General features: G+C 65.9%; 4 protein-coding genes. 1 reads left to right on the forward strand and 3 read right to left on the reverse strand.

Annotation, left to right across the window (positions count from 1 at the left end):
• Positions 1-351 precede the first annotated feature (351 nt).
• The 3 genes from J3U87_RS04140 to J3U87_RS04150 all read right to left on the reverse strand — a co-directional run bounded on the left by J3U87_RS04140 (position 352) and on the right by J3U87_RS04150 (position 16421).
• Positions 352-5004, reverse strand: a complete 4653-nt coding sequence (locus J3U87_RS04140; protein WP_237381768.1) for a non-ribosomal peptide synthetase — start codon at positions 5002-5004, stop codon at positions 352-354.
• A gap of 55 nt (positions 5005-5059) precedes the next feature.
• Positions 5060-9688 carry a type I polyketide synthase gene (locus J3U87_RS04145; protein ID WP_237381769.1) on the reverse strand — a complete coding sequence of 1543 codons (4629 nt, stop codon included), beginning with the start codon at positions 9686-9688 and terminating at the stop codon, positions 5060-5062.
• Positions 9689-9770: 82 nt separating this feature from the next.
• Positions 9771-16421 (reverse strand): non-ribosomal peptide synthetase, encoded by a 6651-nt coding sequence (locus J3U87_RS04150; protein ID WP_237381770.1) that lies wholly within the window; start codon positions 16419-16421, stop codon positions 9771-9773.
• A 798-nt stretch (positions 16422-17219) separates the two neighbouring features.
• Here J3U87_RS04150 and J3U87_RS04155 point away from each other — a divergent pair.
• Positions 17220-18339 (forward strand): IS3 family transposase gene (locus tag J3U87_RS04155; protein ID WP_420038213.1). Its coding sequence is split into 2 segments (ribosomal slippage): positions 17220-17509 and positions 17508-18339, totalling 1122 coding nucleotides; the frame shifts between segments, so codons are not numbered across the junction.
• Positions 18340-18795 lie beyond the last annotated feature (456 nt).

The following is an 18795-nucleotide window of genomic DNA, read 5'->3' on the forward strand; positions in this document are numbered from 1 at the left end:
CGGTCAGGCGCACCCCTTTGAAGTGCCCGCATTTCGAGAGGGGCGTAGGGCCTGTAGGTTGGGCTGCCAGCCCGACCAATCGAAGCAACCCAAGCGACTACAACCAATTACGCCAAAGGGCGAAGCACAGAATTTCCCTCACGACCCCAATCCGAAGCCGAGTCCTTTGGAGTGCCCGCATTTCGAGAGGCCCGACGCCCCGCTCACGATGCGGGAACTCCGAGCATGGGTCACTTCGGCGAGGTCATCCGGCGGGCGCATCGCTGAACTCGCCGTTGTCACCGGTTCCACGTTTCCCGCAGGAACGAGAGAGACCGCGTCGCGGTAACCGATGCGGCTTCGCGGCTTCGCTCAGCTCGCCAAGCTCGCCATCTGACCCAGGTAGCGGATCAGGCTGGTCAGGTACGTCGCGATGCGGGCTTCGTCGAAGCGCCGCGTGGCGTACTCGAACCGCAGTTCCAGCCCCGAATCCAGTTCGTAGGCGAACAGGGTCAGATCGAACTTGGCGGTGTTCAAGGGCAACTCCGTGACCACCTCCACGCTCAAACCCTCCAAGCTCGCCCCACCACCCTCGGTTTCCACGGTGCCCGCGAAGTTCTGGTAGGCGAAGCTGACGTTGAACAACGGCTGGCCGACCCCCGCTCGCGAAGGGTTCAGCTCGTCCACCAACAAGTCGAAGGGAAAGGCCGAATGGTCCAGGGCCTGCGTCAGCGATGCCGCCACCTCGGCCAAAAGGTCCTCCAGCGCGCCATCCAACGGAATCGTCGTCCGCACGAGGATCGGGTTCACGAAAAAGCCGATGACCCGATCGAGATCGGAATGGGCGCGGTTGGCGGCGGAAACGCCCACCGTCACCTCCTCGGTGCCGCACAACTGGGCCAGCAGGAGCTTGAAGGCGGCCAGCACCACCCCCGCGACCGAAACCTCGTGGCGCAGCGCCAGCCTGCCCAGCGCGGCGCGCACTTCGGCATCGATCTTCCCACTGACGGTGCCGCCACTGAATGCGCGGGCACCGGTCTGGCCGTCGCTGGGCAAAGCCATGAGTCTTGGCGCTTCGGGGAAGCGGGCACGCCAAAACGCGCGCTCCCGCTCGTACGAGCGGCCCTGCTGCCAAACGGCGTAATCGTGATATTGAACCCGCAATCGGGGTAGCGGCAGACGCTCGGCGTCACCCTCGCCGCGCTTGAAGAAGGCGTAGAGCGCGGCGCACTCCTGGAACAGCAGGTTCAGGGACCAGCCGTCGCCGATCAAGTGGTGCATGCACAGCACCATGAGGCGCTCGCACGGTCGTTTCTCGATCACGCGGAGTCGCAGCAGGGTGGTGCGCTCCAGGTCGAACGCCGTTTCCGCCATTTCCCGAAAATGCTCGGTCAAGGCCGCCTCGCGTGCCGCCGCGTCGGTCGATTCGCCCAGCACACACTCCTCCAGCCAGGGCTGATCCTGGGCCAGAACCACCTGGCGCGGCTCTTCGCCGATGAAACGGAAGCGCGTGCGCAGGGCCGCGTGGCGCCGGTACAGTGCCTGCCAAGCCAAGCGAAAGGCATGGCTGTCGAACGCGCCCACCAGGCGGAAGGCGCCGACCATGTTGTTGCTGAAGGTGCCTTCGTCCGGATGGGTGCGCTGCGCCATGCAGTCGCGCAGCCACAGGTTGCGTTGGGCGTGGGAAAGGGGATATGACTCGGCGGGTGCCGCCACCGGAATCGGCGGCTGAGCCTTCGAACCATCGCGCCGCAGCACCCGTGCCTGGTCGGCGATGGTCGGCAACTGAAAGAACCGTTCGAGCGATAGCGCCATGCCGTGGTGTTCGCGGAGCCGTGCGATGATGCGCGTGGCCGTCAGGCTGTGGCCACCGATTTCGAAGAAATTGTCGGTGGCACCGAAAGCCTCGCTCCCCAAGACCGAAGACCAGATGGCAAAGAGGGTTCGCTCCATGTCGTTGCGGGGGACCGCCACCTCGGCCGCGGAGACGGAGCGCTCGGGCCTCGGATCCGGTAGCGCCGACACATCCAATTTCCGGTTCGGCGTGAGCGGGAACCGAGTGAGGCGTACGAAGAACGAGGGCACCATGTACCCGGGCACGCGTGCGGCCAAATGGGCGCGCAGAACGGCCGCATCGGGGGTTCGCTCCGCGAGGTAGTAGGCCGCCAGTGCCGGCCCGCCGGGAAGCTCCTTGATCACCACTCGGGCGTCTTGAATCTCGGACCGCTCCAGGAGGTGGGCGCGGATTTCGTCGGTTTCGATACGGAACCCGCGCAGTTTGACCTGGCCGTCGCCGCGCCCCTGGAACCGGACGCGTCCCGATTCGTCCCACGTGGCGCGATCGCCCGTTCGATAGCGCCGGGCCCCGGCCGGCCCGCGAGGATCGGGCACGAAGGCGGCCGCGGTCAGCGCGGGTCGGCGCCAGTAGCCGAGGGAAAGCCCCTCGCCCGAAATGTACAGGTCGCCAGCCAAACCGGGCGGCAGCGGCTCCAGGTGGCTGTCGAGAATAGCGAGCCGTTCGCCGGGAAAGGAGCCGCCGAGCGTGACGGGCTCGCCCGGTGCCAGCTCGGTACCGGCCGACCAGATGGTGGTTTCGGTGGGCCCGTAGAGGTTCCACAGGCCGAGATTGTTGGTGCTCAGGTTCGCGGCGAGATCCGCGGGCAACGCTTCACCGCCGCTGCAAACCTTCAGGTCGGCCTTTCCGGTCCAACCGGTATCGATCATCATGCGCCAGGTCGCCGGTGTCGCCTGCATGGCCGTGATCGCATGGGCTTCGAGCGCTTCCGCGAGCAGGCTGCCGTCGGCGGCGGTCCGGGCGTCCGCCACGACCAGGGTGGCCCCGTGGCCGAGCGGCAGGAACAGCTCCATGGCCGAAATGTCGAAGGACAGCGTGGTGACCGCCAAGAAGCGGTCGATCGGGCTCAGGTCGATCAGGGCGGCCTGGGCGCGCAGGGCGGCGGTCACGGCGCGATGGGGGACCAGCACGCCTTTGGGACGGCCCGTCGAGCCCGAGGTGTAGATCAGGTAGGCGGGCGTGTCCGGATCGGGGATCGGCAGCTCCCGCGCCGGTTCGGCCGGATCGGCGAGCAGTGTGGCGACATCCAGGCAACGGTGCCGACCCTCGTCCCAGCAGGATCGGGTGGCCCGTTCCGCCAGAATCAACCGCAGATTCGCGTCACGCGCCATGAAGCCGAGACGATGGGGCGGGAAGGCCGGATCCAGTGGCACGTAGGCCGCGCCGGCCGCGAGGACCCCCAGCAACGAAGGCAGCAGCAGCGGCCCGCGGGTGAGGCTGACGCCCACATGGTCTCCTGGCCGGACCCCCTGGGCGATCAGGTGATGCGCCACGTTGGTGGCTTGACGCTGGAGCTCCGCGTGGGTCAGGGTCTCGTCGCCCGCGACGACCGCGGGCCGATCGCCGAAGCGGGCGGCCGCGGCCTCGATCATGCCGCCGATGGTTTGGCAGGGCCCCGGTTCCGCCGGTTGGATGAGCCGCGTCCATTCCGCGTCGGCCTCGGCCCAGCCCTCGCACACCAGGGTCCGTTCCTCGGCGCTCAACAGGCTCAACCGCGATATCGGGGTCTCGGGCGCGGCCAACATGCGCTTGATGAGATTGGCCAGAATGCGGGCGTAGCGCGCCATCGTGCCGGCACGGAACAGGTCGGTGGCGTACTCCAGGACCACTTCGATGTGGCGCGAACCCTCCAGGAAGGAAAACTGCAGGTCTACCGGCGACGTGCGTCGGTCGAGGCCGTAGTCCTCCACCGAGAACGGCAGGTTGCGGGCGAAATCGGACTTGCGGGTGTGGCCGGAAAACAACTCACCCTCGTGACTGACATAGATGAATTCGACCTGATAAATCGGCATGCGGCTCATGTCGCGCGGCGGGTTCATGCGCTCCACCAGCTCGCGAAACGGCAATTCCTTGTTGGCGAAGGCACCGAGCACCGTCGCCCGGGTGCGCTCCAGAAGCGTGTTGAAATCGGGATCGCCGTGCAGTTCGCCGCGGAACACGACGGTATTGAGCAGGTAGCCCATCAGGTTGCGGGTTTCCTCCATGTTGCGGTCGAAGGAGACCGGCGTGCCGATCAGGATGTCGTCGGCTTCGCTGAGCCGGTGCAGGAAGGCGAAGGTCGCGGCCAGCAGGGCCACGAGCGAGGAGGCATCGACGCGGCGGCCGGCTTCGCGGACGGCGCGCAGTACGGTTTCGTCGAGCACGAAGTATTCGCGGGCACCCCGCTGGCTGGGCCGCGGCGGGCGGGCGAAGTCCCCCGGCAGCTCGAAGACGATCGGGGCGCCCTCCAGTCGCTCGAGCCAGTAGGCGCGTTGCTGTTCGGCCTCCGCGCCGGTCAGCCAACGCTCGCGCCAAAGGGCCCAGTCGACGAACTGGATCGGCAGCGGCGAGAAGGGCGGCGGCTCCTGCTCGTAAAACGCCGCGTACAGCATGAACAGCTCGCGATGAAAGAGCTGGAACGTCCACCAGTCGGTGATGGTGTGGTGCAGTACCGCGATCAACACCCATTGATCGTCCGTAATGCGCAACAACGGCATGCGAAAGAGCGGGCCGTTCTCCAGGTCGAACGGCTCGCGAATCAGCCGGGTACCCTCTTCTTGGAGGGCCTTGTTGGGATGGGGGCGGTCGCGCAGGTCCAGCACCTCCAACGGCCCGTTCCATTGCTCGACCACTTCGATGTAGGGGCGGCCGTCGATGGCGGGCAGGCGCAGGCGAAGCGTTTCGTGGCGGGCGACGAGCGCGTCCAGGGCGCGGGCCAGCAATTCGAGATCGAGCATCCCGTGAAGGCGCAGGCCGCTGCCGATGTTGTAGGCCGAAGTCGCAGGGTCCATTTGATGAAAAAACCAGATCGCCGATTGGTCGACCGTCGCCGGCCAGGGACCGCTTCCCTCGCGCCGAGGGATGTTCGGTTTGGCGAGGGCCGCGGCCCGGCGCCGGCGCGTCAACTCCTTCTCCAACAGCGCCCGTTTCTCCGGTGAGAGCTGGGCGATTCGGCTTGCGATGTGTTCCATGAAAAAAAACTCCTCGGATGAAGAAGCGTGACGATGGCCGCCACGGGTCGAGCGTTCAGTTGCCGGCGGTATGGTCGTCTTCGGCCAGGATGGCGGAGACCTCTTCCTCGGACATGCCCTCGATTTCCGACAGCAACGACTCCAGATCGGACTGTTCTTGCCCGTCCTGTGCCTCGGCGCCCAGGTGTTCGGCGAGGCGTTGCACGGTCGGCGCATCGAAGAGGGTCTGCAGCGTGATGTTGGCCGAGAGGAGGAGGTTCAACTTGTCGATCAACTGGACCGCCAGCAGCGAGTGGCCGCCCAGTTCGAAGAAATTGTCGTCGATGCCGATGCCCTCGAAGCCCAGGAAGCGCTCCCAGGTTTCGGCGATCAGCCGCTGGGTGTCGTTCTGGGGTTCGCGGTAGGGCGTCTCCAGGGGTGGCCGCTTTTCGGTCTTGCCGTGCATCACGCTCCCGTTGATGACGCCGAAATAGGAAAGCGTGAACTGATCCTGCTGGGCCAGGAGGCTTTGGTAGGGGCGCGTGGAGACGATGACGCGGGGCCGGCCGCTCTGAAGGACCTGCTTGAGGACCTGCCAACAGGCGTCCGGGTCGAGGCCGAAGAGGCGCCGTTTCTCGGAGAGCTGATCGGCGAGGGGCGAAGCCTGGGGTGCGGCCTCCGCTTCCAGCCAGGTGAAGGTGCTCCAGTCGATCACCACGTCCTGGGCCGGTTCCAAATCGCCCGCCGGCGGTGCCAGCGCATCGATCAGCCCGTAGCCCGCGGCCTTGTCCAATTGGCCGATGCCGCACGATTCGGCCTCGTTCTCCGTGAACCAGACCCGGCGCGAGACCGATTGGAACGCCGTGCGCACGGCCAGCACCTCGGTCACCTTGCGGGTCAGGCCGTTGGTCAGTTCTTCCAGGGAGCGTCCGCCGATGAGGGCGCTGGGCACGGGGCGATCGAGGTAGATCACCCCGCTGATCGAAATCCCCTCCGCGGTCAGCGGTGTCATGGCGCGGGCCAGGGCGGCGGCGTTGTCCGGCCGACAGGAAAGCAGTCGCGGAACCCAGCCTTGGTGCTCCATGTCGCTGAGGCGCTGGAGGATGCGTCCCACGGTCTCGGCGTAGACCGGATCGCGCTTCCACTTCTCCCATTCCGAGCGTGGCGGGATGAAGGTGCGGTCGATGATGATCGGGGTGCCCACGCCGCCGCTCATCATGCGCTCGGCCAGGTTCAATCCGAATTCCGTCAATCCGTTCACCAGGATCCAACTCGAACCGGACCGGAACGGCTGATCGTCGACGGGGAGCGGTTCCTCGATCGCGACGCTCTCGGGTTGCCACAGCAGCGCACCGCGCAGGGCTCTGCGCGGCTCGGCCGCATGGCCGATCACCGCGCTCAGGACCCGCGTCACGCCGAGTTCGTGCCGGGGTGACCAGGCGGGATCGAGGTCCAGGCACCCGCAGGTCAACTGCTCCAGCTCCTTGGGAATCACGCGGGCGAGGCCGTGGAACAAGCCCTGGTCCGGCCTCGGGCACGAGGCCCCGTCCGGGTTGTCCAGTCCCTGAGTCAGCAAGGTCAAGCGAAGGGGCGTCGATTCATGCCGCTCGTGAAGGGACGTCGCCAGCCGGATGACCCCCGCGTAGGTGCGTTTCAAAAAGCTCTCGATCGTTTCCCCGGACAACTCCTCGGTCTCGTCGAGCAGCCAGCAAAAGAGTCCCTTGCGGGGGACCAGCTTTTCTTCCTCCAGGTGTTGCCACAGTTGGGTCCATGCCTGGGGGTCGTTGGGCGGCAGGCAGATGGCGGCATCCGCGTCCTGCGGCCGTTCCACTTCGAATCGGGGACCGCGATGCACCAGAACCGCGATGCCACCGGCGAGGTGAATGCGTCTGGCGAGGGCCGCACCCCAGCCGCCGTCGTCGGCACAGATCAACCAGGGACCGGGATCGCTGCCCAGTTCCTCGGCATCGAGCGGCCGTTGGCGGCGCGGGATCTGGCGCCATCCTGGCTGGTAGAGCCATTGGTTTGGCGGGGCCTTGACGGTCAGCGAGCGGGATGTCTCGGCGATTGGGGTCTCGGGCTTCTCGTCCAGCGGGATGCCGTGCGGCGTTTCGCGCAGGGGATAGGGGGGCAGGGGCACGCGGTGGTGGGCATTCCCTTCGTGAAAGGCCTCCCAGTCGACGGCGGCTCCCGCGGCCCATGCCGTGGCCAGGGCCTGCAGTGGGCCGTGCCCGTCGTTGGGTGCCGTTTCGCGTGGCAGGGTGGCGATCGCGCAGCCCGTCCCGCCGAGGTGACGGGCCGCCAAGCGGGCCAATCCGTCGCCCGGCCCGACTTCGACGAAAACCGTGTTTTGGCGGCTGAGTCGGGCGAGCCCCTCCCGAAACTTCACCGGTTCGCGGGTGTGGCGCGCCCAGATGGCGGGGTCACAGATTTGACCGGCATCGTGAAAGTCGCCGGTGAGGTTGCTGACGATGGGGATTTGCGGTGGGCGACGGCGCATGGCGGCAAAGCGCTGGGTCAAGGGTGCGAGCAGCGGCTCCATCACCGCCGAATGGAACCCGTTCGTCGCCGGCAAGCGCTTGAAGTGGATGGATTGCTTGCCGAGTTCCAATTCGAGTGCGGCGATCCCGGCACGCATCCCCGACACGCTGAACAGCGCCTCGCCGTTGTGGGCGGCGATCGACACCCGAGTGTCCTCCAACCCGTCGATCAGGTCGCGGAGCCGGCGTTCGTCACACCAGACCGCGGTCATGGTGCCGCCGAGCGCCAGGCATGCCTTGCCGCGCATGGCGACCAGGTCCAGCATGTCCTCGAAATCGAACACGCCGGCGAAGGTGGCCGCGGCGTATTCGCCCAGGCTGTGACCCATCAGCGCGTCGGGACGCAGGCCCCAGGCCCGCATCTGTTCGGCCATGGCGAGGCTCACCAGGAACACCGCGGGCTGCCACAGGTCGGCCTGGGCCAGACGCGTTCTCGTTTCCTCGTCTTCGGCCTGGAGAAAGCGGCGTAGATCGCAGCCCAGCGCGGATTTGAGATGGGCGGCACCGTGGTCGATCCAGTCTCGAAACACCGAGGCGTTGGTCTGGGCGTCGCGGTAGAGAAGGGCGCCCATGTCCACCGCTTCGCCGCCCTGACCGGTGAAGAGAAAGCAGAGTTCGCTGGCGGACGGGGCCTTCACCGGCACGAGGGGTTTGCCGAGTGCGGCGTGCAGGTCGGCCGCGTTGCGGCAGGCGGCCGCGTAACGGTACGGGAAGGCCGCTCTGCCGAGATTCGAGGTGTATGCGGCGTCCGGAAACAGCCGGTCCGCGTCCGGTTGGTCGGGATGGAACCGGCGGGCCCAGTTGCCGGCCAGGGTTTGCAGCGCGGTCTCGTCCTTGGCGGAAAGCGTGGCGATCGAAAAGCCCGTGCTCGAAGCGTGCGGCGCGGGCGACGGCGGTGCACCGAGGATGACGTGGGCGTTGGTGCCGCCGATCCCGAACGAGCTGACGCCGGCGAAGGGCATGTCCCGTGGCCAGGGACGCGTTTGGCGCACGACCTCGAAGGCACAGGTCGCCCAATCGATGTGGGGATTGGGTTGGTCGCAGAACAGCGAGGGCACCAGTTCGCGGTGCTGGAGGCAGAGGATCGTCTTGATCAGGCCCGCCAGGCCGGCGGCCGCGTCGGCATGGCCGATGTTGCCTTTGACCGAACCGATGCCTCGGGCTGCGCTACCCCGTCGAAACACGCGACCCAACGCTTCGATCTCGATCGGGTCGCCGAGCGCCGTGCCGGTCCCGTGTGCCTCCACGTATCCGATCGATCCCTGGTCCACGCCGGCGACGGCCAGCGCCTCTTCGATCACCCGTGCCTGGCCCTCGACGCTCGGTGCCGTGTACCCGACCTTGGCGTGCCCGTCGTTGTTAATCGCGGTCCCTTTGATGACCGCCAGGATGTGGTCGCCGTCGGCTTGGGCGTCTTCCAGGCGGCGCAGCACGATGGCCGCCACCCCGGACGAGGGGACGGTGCCGCGGGCATCGGCGGCGAAGGGACGGCAGGTACCGTCCGGGCTGAGGATGCCGCCCTCCTGGTAGTGGTATCCGCGCAGTCCGTGGGCCGGAATCGAGACGCCGCCCGCCAGCGCCAGGTCGCACTCCAGGTTGAGCAGGCTCTGGCAGGCCATGTGCACGGCGACCAGCGAGGTGGAGCAGGCGGTTTGGATGGGCACCGCCGGACCGCGCAGGTTCAGCAGGTAGGCGAGGCGGGTGGCGAGGTGGTCCTTGTCGTTGCCGATCAGGATCTCCAGGTCGCCCAAACTGTCGGCCCATTCCGGATCGGCACTCAGCCGTTCGTGGTAACCGCTGGTGCCGCTGCCCGCGAAGACGCCGACCGAACGCTCGCCGTCGTCGGGGGCGTGGCCCGCGTGTTCCAAGGCCCGCCAGGCACAGGTGAAGAAACGGCGCTGTTGCGGATCGGTCGTGGCCGCCTCGCGTGGTGTCAAGCCGAAAAAGGCCGGATCGAACGCCTCGGCACCCGCCAGCAGGCCCCGGGCCGGGACCAGGTCGTCGCCCGCCTGTGCGGTTTCGAAGCGACGAATGCCGCACCTGCCCTTGCGCAGGAGATCCCAATAGGCATCGGGATTGTCGGCCTCGGGCCATTGACAGTCCATTCCGATGATGGCGATGTCGGCACTGGTGTCCTCGCTCGTCGAGGTGAGGGGGTCGTTCATGAGCTACCTCCCGGACTTGTGGTGAAGATCGGAACGAGATGAAGGGCAGGGCGGAAGCGGCGGAGCGAGAGGATCTTCGCCATCAAGTTGGGGTTTTGGCGCGGCGGGCGCGACGTGCCGCCCCGCGGGCTCGCGCGGCGCGAGGGGCCGCGGCCTCGGTGCCGCGTTCCAGATAGGCGGCCAGCGTGGCCAGGGTCTGGTATTCGAACAGTCGGACCACCGGCAGCGTGCACTCCAATCGCTCGCGTAGGAGCCGTTGCAGCCGAATCATGCTGAGCGAATCCGCGCCGAGGTCGAAGAAATTGGTGTCGCGATCGACCGCTTCCAAGGCAAGGGCCTCGGCGACGAGCGGTGCCAGTCGCTGTTCCCACGGGGACTGCGGCTCGGTGACGGTCGTCGCCTGGCGCAGGTGCGCCGACCAGCGCGCGCGCAACGCCCCGCGGTCGATCTTGCCGCTGTGGTTGTGGGGCAGGGACGGAAGCGCCAACCAGTGCGAGGGTCGCATGTAGGCCGGTAGTTGGGTGTCCAGCCAGGAGGCCAGCTCGGCGGGTTCCGCGCTGCCCGTGAAAAAGGCGACCAACCGGGATCCGTCGACCAGCAGGGGACAGGCCCGGACCACATCGGGATGGCCTTCCAGGACCGCGGCGATCTCGCCCAACTCGATCCGGAACCCACGCCACTTGACCTGGTGGTCGCCGCGACCCATGAAGCGCAGGCGGCCCTTGTCGTCCCAGTAGCCCAGATCGCCGGTTCGGTAGAGACGGGCACCTTCCCCGAAGGGATCCGGGATGAAGGCCTCGGCCGTCTGGGCCGGTTGGCCCTGGTAGCCGCGTGTCACGCCCGAACCGCCCACGAAGATCTCGCCTGGCACCCCGACCGGTGAGGGTTGGAGGTCCTTGTCGAGCACGTAGAGGCGCACATCCGTCAAGGGTCGGCCCAGGGGGACGTCCGAGAGCGGTGCGGCACCGCCGCGTCGGAACCGGTGCGATGCGCAGGCGACGGTGATCTCGGTGGGACCGTAGACGTTGAGGTAGTCGCGATCCCCGATCTGGCGGGCCACTTCTTCGGCGCGAGCGGCTTCACCGGCGGTGGAGAGCGTGCGCAGATGGGGCAGGTCGTCCGTTTCCATCTCGGCGAGGTAAGAGGGCGGCAGCAGGGCGAGCGTGACCTCGTTGGCGCGCAGCGAGGTCTTGAAGGCGTTGGCGTCCAGGACCGTGATCGAATCGGTCAGGACCACGGCCGCGCCCCGCGACAGGGCGGGAAAGATCTCGAGAATCCAGCCGTCGAACGCGGGTGTGAAAAACTGGACGAAGCGGTCTTTGGATTGGATGCCGTACATGAGGGCCAGGGAGTGGGTGGCGTGGGCCAGGTTGACTCGGGAGACCACCACCCCTTTGGGGCGGCCCGTCGAGCCCGAGGTGTGACAGATATAGGCCGCCTGCTCCGGGTGGATCGGCGGCCAGTTCGGCGCTGGTTCGGTCGCGGTCATTTCCGGTGCGTGCCAGAGGCGGACGGGCAGGCCGGTTTCACGGGCCACGGGCTGGACCAGTTCGGCCAGGTCCTCTTCGCTGACGATCAGGAACGCCCGGGCCTGCTGGACGATTTGCGCGACGCGGGTTCGGGGGTTTTCCGGATCGATGGGCACGAAGGTGCCACCGGCTCGCAATACGGCCAATGCACTCAAAACCATGCCGAGCCCGCGCGGTAGGACCAGGGCGACCGAGGTTTCCGCGCCGACTCCCTGGTCGCGCAAATAGGCTGCCATGCGGTCGACACGATCGTGGAGCTCGCGATAGCCGATGGCCGAACCGGCGTGGATCAGGGCCTGCGCGTCATGGGCTCGGAAGCGATCGAACCAGCCGAAGAAGTCCGATTCGTCGCGTTTCCGGCCGATGGGTGCACGGGCGAAGGTGCCCGTCAATTGGTTGCGTTCGGTGCGGGGCAGCATCTCCAGGTCTTTCAGCGCGGTCAGCGGTCGCGCCGCCGCATCGCGTGTCAAGGCCTGGAAATGGTGCACCATGCGGCCGATGGTCGCCGGCCGGAACAACGACGATGCGTACTCGATGGCCGCGCGGATTTGGCCGTCGTTGGTCTCCGAGAAGTAGAAGGTCAGGTCGAAGCGGGCGATGACCGGCTGCTCGTCGACCATTTGCACGTCCAGGTCGCGCAGGGCGAGCGGGCGCTGGTCGCCGGGGCGCACGACCAGGAACACGTCGAACAGCGGGGCACGGGTCGGGTCGCGATGGGGCAGCAGTTCCTCGCAGAGCAGGTCGAAGGGGTATTCGCGGTGGGCCTGCGCTTGGGACTGGGTCTGGGCGACGCGGTTGAGGAACTCGGAAAAGGGGAGATCGCCGCGCGGTCGGTTGCGCAGCGGCAGGGTATTGACGAAGCAGCCCATCAGGGGCTCCAGCTCGATGCGCTCGCGTCCACCGAACGGGGTGCCCACGATCAAGTCGTCACCGGCGCCGTGGCGGTACAGCAGGCCCGTGACCAGGGCGGTCAGCAGTACCTGCAGCGAGACGCCGTGGTCCAGTCGCAGCCGGCGCATGTCGGCGGTCAACTCGCGGTCGATGATGAAGGGGTGGACCGCGCCGTCGAAGCGGCGCACCGCCGGTCGCGGCAGATCGGTGCGCAGTTGGTAGCGCGGGACGGTGCCTTCCGCGTTGCGGAGTTGGCGGTGCCAGTAATCGCGTGATTCGGCCAATTGCCCGCTGGCCAACAGGTGGTTGTGCCACACCGAGAAGTCCTTGTACTGGATTTCCAGCGGCGGCATGCGATGGTGGCGTTGGATTTTGATCGCGTTGTAGGTTTCGGTCAGTTCGTGGAGCAGCAACTCCAGCGACCAGCCGTCGGCGATGATGTGATGCAGCGTGAGGCCGAACAGCCAGTCGTCCTGACCCAACCGAACCAGGCTGACGCGGAACAGCGGCGCCTGGCCGAGGTCGAAATGGGTGCCGGCCTCCTCGTCGGCCCAGCGGGCGATTTCGGTGGGACCGACCCGGTGATCGCGGAAATCTTGGCGGAACACGGGGGCTTCCACCTCGTCCGCAATCCGTTGAACCGGTTGGTCACCGGCCAGTTCGAACGAGGTGCGCAGCGGTTCGTGGCGTTGGACGAGAAGGTGCCAGGCCTGCTCGAAGGCCGTCACGTTCAACAGACCGCGCAGGCGGAAGAAGGCCGGTATGTTGTAGGCGGCGCCCGAGTTGTCCAAATAGCGCAGAATCCACATGCGGCGCTGGGCCCGCGAAAGCGGATGCACATCCATGCCGGTTGCGGCTGGAATCGGTTGGCGGACCTCCGGTTGGGCCATGCCCAGTTCCCCGGCGAGGGCGGCGACGGTCGGGTAGGTGAACAGGTCACCCACGGTCACGGTCAACTTCAGTTTCTTGCGCGCCCGGGCCACGAAGCGGGCCGCGGTGATGCTGTGCCCGCCCAGGTCGAGGAAGTTGTCGTGGATGCCGATGTCGTCGCGGCGGAACAGCTCGCCCCAGATACCGAGAATGTCGGCTTCCAAAGGCGTACGTGCGGCCGTGGTTGGCTGGTCCGGTCGTCTCGCACCCGATCGCGGGTCGGGCAGCGCGCGGCGGTCGAGTTTTCCGTTGGCGGTCAGCGGCAGTTGGTCCAGGATGACGAAGATGCCGGGAACCATGTAGTCGGGCAGGGTCCGCGCCAATTTTCGGCGCAAGGGCTCGGGCTCGGGCGCATACCCGGGCGTCGCGACCAGGTAGGCCACCAGGATCGCGGGTTCGTCGTTTTCACGATGGGTGATGACGACGGCCGTTTCGATGGCCTCGAGGCCTTGCAACTGGGCCTCGATTTCGCCCAGCTCGATGCGGTAGCCGCGCACCTTGACCTGGAAGTCGTTGCGACCCAGATATTCGAAGCCGCCGCCCGGCAGCCGGCGCGCCAGGTCGCCCGAGCGGTAGAGTCGCTTGCCGGGATCGCTCGGATGGGGCACGAAGCGCTCGGCGGTGAGGGCCGGACGGCCGAGGTAACCATGGGCCAGGCCTGCGCCGCCGATGCACATCTCGCCCACGAGTCCGGGGTGAACCGGGTGACCCGCGGAATCGAGCAGGTGGATCTCCAGGTCGGGGAGTGGCTCTCCGATGCACAAACCTTTTTTTCGTAAGTCTTTGCGGGAAAGCTCGTGCCAGGTGACGTGCACGCAGGTTTCCGTGATGCCGTACATGTTGACCAGGCGGGGCCATTGGTCGCCATGGCGATCGAACCAGGGTCGCAGCGTTTCCGGCTGTAGGGCTTCGCCGCCGAAGACCACCAGTCGCAGGCGCAGGCCGGAGGTGTGGCGGCTGGCTTCTCGTTCCGCGCGGATCAGTTCGCGGAAGGCGGAAGGTGTTTGGTTGAGGACCGTGACGCCTTGGTCGTAAATCATGGCGGCGAAGGCGCTCGGCGTGCGGCGAACCGATTCGGGCACCAACACCAGGCGGCCGCCGTAGAGCAGGGCGCCCCAGATCTCCCAGACCGAGAAGTCGAAGGCGCTGGAGTGGAACAGCGTCCAGACATCGTGGTGGTCGAACGCGAAGCGCGGTCGGGTGACGTCCATCAGGCGGGCCACATTGCGGTGGCTGAGCAGGGCGCCCTTGGGACGGCCGGTCGTGCCGGAGGTATATATGATGTAGGCGGGGAGGTCGAGCGGTAGTTCGGGTGATTGGAATGGGGACGTCCGTTCCGCAGGGGAAGACGCGATCAGGTCGGCGGGCGACAGGCAAGGTACCGCGACGGAGGCGCCGCTCGCGGCCTGAAGCAGGGTCGTACCCGTCTCGCCGGTCGCGAGGACCAGGTTCAACGCTGCATCGCCGGCGACGAAGGCGCGCCGGTCGGGTGGGGCGTGGGGATCGATGGGCACGTAGGCGGCACCGGTTTTCAGCACGGCGAGCATGGCGACGATCAAATCGCGGTGGGGCGGCAGGCACAGGCCGACGCGTGATCCCAGGCCGATACCGCGCTCGTGCAGGGCCGCGGCCAGCAGATTCGAGTCCCGATCGAGCGTTCCGTAATCCACATGGTGGGTTTGGCCGGAACCGTCGAACCAGGTCAGGGCCTTGGCGTTCGGGTCGCGCGCCACCGCGTCGGCGAATCTCCGGACCAGGTTCCTCGGCCTCTTCGCGGGTTTGGCGGGCGGGACCGCCGCTGTCTCGGACGGTGCAGCCAGGGGGAGACGGACCACGTCGCATGTGGCCAGGGCGGGCCATTGGGCCAGCGCCTGTTCGAAGGCTTGGCCCAGCCATGCGATGCGTTCCGGTTCGAACAACGCCTGATTGAACTCCAACTGGATTTGGTAGCCCTCGGCGACCGGGTCCATGGCGATGACCAAATCGAATTTGGCTTTTTCAGGGGCGAGGTTCAGCGGCACGATGTGCAGGTCGTCGCCGTCTTCGCTGGCTTGTGCGTCCAGCGGCGTCTGGCGAAGCACGAACACCACCTGGATCAGGGGAGACGTCTCCGGGCGTCGATCGTGGTCCGCTGTGGGTGCCAGGGATGCGATCTCGTCGAAGGGCAGGGCCTTGTGTTCGAACGTTTCGCCGATGGTGAGGGAGGCGTGTTTCAGTAAATCGGGGAAGTTCGCGGCCGCATCGAGGGAAAAGGGGAGAGGGAGGGTGTTGACGAAGGGCCCCAACAGGTGTTCCGCCTCGGCGTTGCGGCGAAGGTCGACCGGGGTGCCCAGCAACAGCCTGGATTGGCCGGCGAAGCGACCAAGTACGGCCGCCCACACCGCGGCCAGGGCGGCGAAGGGCGTGGACTGCGTGGATGCGGCCAAGTCGAGCAGGGGTTCGAAGGCGTGCGCGGGAAGCGTGGCGGACCAGCGCGCCGCATGCGGCGTGCCTCGCTGGGAGCGGACGCGGTCGACGGGAAGATCTAGGACGGTGGGCATCTGGGCCAGCCGCTCGCGCCAAAATGCGCGCGACGCCGTGAGGTCGTCGCCGGCATGCGCGGCCGTAAAATCACCGAATTGCAGGGAGAGGCGGGGCAGCGCCGGGTCGGTTCCCGCCAGGTTCGCCCGGTATCCCTGGATGACTTCGCGCAACAACAGGCCGAAGGACCAGTTGTCGCAAACGATGTGGTGCATGTTGACCGCGAGCAGGGCCCGATCGGTTTGGCGCCGGAGTACCAACACGCGCAGAAGGGGGCCGCGATCCATCGAGAACGGGGCCTGCGACCAAGTGCGCAAGTGGTTCCGTTCCGATGGGGACAGCACCGCTTCGTGGTTCGCAGCTTGGCCGGCGGACGTCGTGGCCGGCGGCTCCACCTCGAAATCGAATCGCGGTTCGGCGTGAATGCGCTGGACCGGTTCGCCGTCGCGTTCACCGAAAGTGGTGCGCAGGATTTCGTGACGCGAGACCACGGCCCGAAAGGCGTGTTCCAGGGCGCGCAGATCGAGGTGTCCCTCGATCAGAAAAACCTGGTATTCGTGGTAGGCGCGGTCGTCGCCCCTCGCGCGGTGCAGCAGCAGGCCCCGCTGAAGCGCGGCGAGCGGCGCCCAGGAGCGATCCCCACGGGCGGGGATCGCTTCGCCGACCGCCTGGCGCGAGGCCTGGCGGGCCGAGGCCAGGAAGCCGATTAGCTCGGCCTTGCGGTCGCGGAGCCGGGTGCGCAGTTCTGGTGTGAGGGCGCCTTTGGGAGCGTTGATTTTGAGTCGATCACCGTCGAGATCGAGGCGGATGTCGCGACGGTGCAGTTCCAGCAGGAACGATTCGGTACCGTTTGATTGCGTCATGGATTGTCAGCTTATTAGGAATTTTCATCCAAATCGTTAATCATTTCGTGCCGAAATTCAACATGTCTTTTTGAGATTTTCTCGCAAGCACCTGGATGGTGGGGTTTCGCGGCTCGAATCCGGAGTGGTGGGGAAAACCGTCGAAGATAACTGTCCCGGAAAGGAGGGGTTCGCCGAGGATGGGACGGCGTTGCTGTGATGGCGGTCGGTGTCGTTCCACGAAGTGGGTCTCCTCGGAGTGCCCGCAAGTAGAGAGAGGCGTGGTGGCGGTAGGTTGGCCGGCTCGGCCGACAAATCGAAGCGATCCAGGCGAAGAGTGCCCGCAAGTAGAGAGGGGCGTGGTGGCGGTAGGTTGGCCGGCTCGGCCGACAAATCGAAGCGATCCAGGCGAAGAGTGCCCGTAAGTAGAGAGGGGCGTGGTGGCGGTAGGTTGGCCGGCTCGGCCGACAAATCGAAGCGATGAATACGGGGAGTGCCCGTAAGTCGAGAGGGGTGCGGGGCCTCAAGGTGTATAATGGACCCCATAATCGAGACCAGGAGCTAAGCTTCAAAAGCGTTAAGGTGGGACCTCGGGTAAACAGCGGGGCAGAGAGCCAAGGGGGAGCATAAAGCGGGCGCTCCACCATAGTGTTGGGGCCCACCCCTCGTACCCCAGGGGACACCTTGACGGCCCAGCAAGCTGCGCCATCAAGATGTCCATGGTGCGCCAGGGGTCCACCCTAACACCATGGTCGTTCGTCCGTTTATATCCCCCTCGGCCAACAGCTACTGCGGAGCCGGAGAGAGGTAAACCGAGTTTTGGCTAGGAAGCGCAACAATCACGATCCCAAGTTCAAGTCCCGGGTGGCTTTGGAAGCGATTCGCGGCATCAAAACGGTCTCGGAACTGTCAGCCCAGTACGGGGTCCACCCGACCCTGATCAACCGCTGGAAAAAGCAGGTGATCGAGTCCCTGCCGGAGGTGTTCGAGAGCGGGAAGGCTCCTCGAAAACCCGCCGGCGAATCACCGGAAATCGGCAAGCTTTACGAACAAATCGGTCGTCTCCAGGTGGAGCTCGACTGGCTCAAAAAAAAATCTGAATCCCTGCATTGAGGAGAAACGGCTGTGTATCGAACCCCATCACCGCCGGTTGAGCATTCGCCGGCAGTGCGCCTTGCTTGGGTTATCGCGAGCCTCGTACTACTACGAGCCGCGACCCGAGAGGCCCGAAAACCTGGTCTTGATGTCGGAGATCGATCGTATTTACCTGGATTTCCCCTACTTCGGCAGCCGACGCATGGCCGCCTTCCTGCGAGATCGAGGGTATGCGGTCAACCGGAAACGGATTCAACGGCTCATGCGGTTGATGGCCCTGGAGGCCGTGTATCCCAAGCCCCGCACCAGCGCGGCCAACCCGGCCCATCGCGTGTATCCTTACTTGCTGCGGGACCTGACCATCACCCATCCCAACCACGTTTGGAGCACCGACATCACCTATGTGCCGATGCGGCGAGGCTACATGTACCTGACGGCGATTATCGACTGGTACAGCCGGTACGTGGTGGCTTGGGAAATCTCCAACACGCTGGATGGAGCCTTTTGCCGCGAGGTTCTGAGACGCGCGCTGCAAAACAAGAAACCTTCGATATTCAACACCGATCAAGGCGCGCAATTCACGAGCCCGAAATTCACCGAAATCCTTCAGGAGGCAGAGGTTCAGATCAGCATGGACGGCAAGGGACGCGCACTGGACAACGTGTTTGTCGAACGATTGTGGCGTTCGGTGAAATACGAGCACATCTACCTGCACAGTTACGAAAACGGCCTGGAACTGTACCATGGGCTTCACAGGTACTTTGAACACTACAACAACGAGCGGCCACATCAATCGCTCGGCAACCAGAAACCCTCCGAGGTGTACCACGCCACCGAAGCTTAAGTTTGGCACCTTTTGGTCTAGACAACGGGGTCCACTATAGTGAGCCGGGCCCCGCAGGCAGCTTGCTCCACCAATCGAAGCAATTTCAGCAAAAACAGATGGTTACGATCGAGAGTGGCGCGTGAAAACGCGTCTACGGCGCTCCTGCCAAGCAAATCGCTCAAATGTTCTCGCCTCTGGAGAGAGGTGCGGGAACTTCCTGCCAGCGTACTTTGGCGGAGAAGGTACTTCGAACATCTGCGCTTCGCTCTTTTATTATCTTTAGAATGGATGCTTGGGTTGCTTCGATGCGTCGGCCCGGCGGGCCAACCTACTGCCGCGACGCCTCTCTCGCGATGCGGGAACTTTGGAGGAAATCGCTTCGATAGTGGGTTGCCGCCGCGACGCCTCTCTCGCGATGCGGGAACAGTCGAGAAATTCGCTTCGATAGAGGGTCGCAGTTTGGGCCCCATGCTG

Origin of the sequence: Sulfidibacter corallicola, assembly GCF_017498545.1 — a bacterium.
Lineage (GTDB): Bacteria > Acidobacteriota > Holophagae > Acanthopleuribacterales > Acanthopleuribacteraceae > Sulfidibacter > Sulfidibacter corallicola.